Source organism: Leptospira hartskeerlii, from assembly GCF_002811475.1.
Lineage (GTDB): Bacteria > Spirochaetota > Leptospiria > Leptospirales > Leptospiraceae > Leptospira_B > Leptospira_B hartskeerlii.
The window spans coordinates 1-749 of the sequence record NZ_NPDL01000029.1 but is presented as its reverse complement, the minus strand read 5'-3'; the positions used below and the strand labels follow the sequence as shown (position 1 = coordinate 749).

At 40.2% G+C, this 749-nt stretch carries 1 protein-coding gene; it reads left to right on the top strand.

Annotated features, from left to right (window positions below; genetic code table 11):
• The first annotated feature begins 69 nt into the window (after window positions 1-69).
• Window positions 70-579 (top strand): DUF4279 domain-containing protein, encoded by a 510-nt coding sequence (locus CH352_RS18945; RefSeq protein WP_100708325.1) that lies wholly within the window; start codon window positions 70-72, stop codon window positions 577-579.
• The last annotated feature ends 170 nt before the right edge of the window (window positions 580-749 follow it).

Sequence of the window (749 nt, the reverse complement as noted above, 5' to 3'; positions counted from 1 at the left end):
AAGCAAACTCGTGCCATCGCAAACGTCGGCTAGGCTTGGTCGTTAAGCGAACATGCCGGAACCAACGCTGTGAATGAAGACAGAGAAAGCAATTTGATACCATTATCTAAAAATGATTTTCGAAAGGTCATTGGTGAAGACTTGGAAAATGACAAGAATCGGAATATAATTTCTCTTATTATTACGGGCTTTGAAAGATCCCCGAAATATATTACAGATCAATTAGGTATCGAACCAACGGAGACTCGATTATCTGGTGAATCTTATGATTTAAAGTTTGGAAAAACAGCAGTAACAAGAATTGCAGAAGAGAATTTATGGCAGTATGAAAGAATAGAGACGACCGCTGAATTCATTTCTGACCAAGTAGAGTTATTTATATCAGAGATAATAAAGCCAAGGTCTAAGCAATTATTAGCAATATCGAAAGATGCAAATGTATCATTTCAGATTATACAATACTATTATACAGGAAGTAATCCTGGATATTTTCTGTCCAAGGAAATAATCAATACTCTTGCTGAGATCGGTTCAGAAGTAGATATTGATTGCTATTGTTTATCAAGTGATATGGATTAAACTTATAAGATCCGGCACGTCGCTTAACTATCGGCTCTGGCGTTGCGCTTCGAGTTCGCTAACGCGACTCTCGCTCCAGGCTACGCCACATTCGCTTCTGTCACTGCGCTTGCTTGTGCGCAAGCTCGTGCCATTGCGAACGTCGCCAAGCCTTGGTCGTTAGTCGCCAT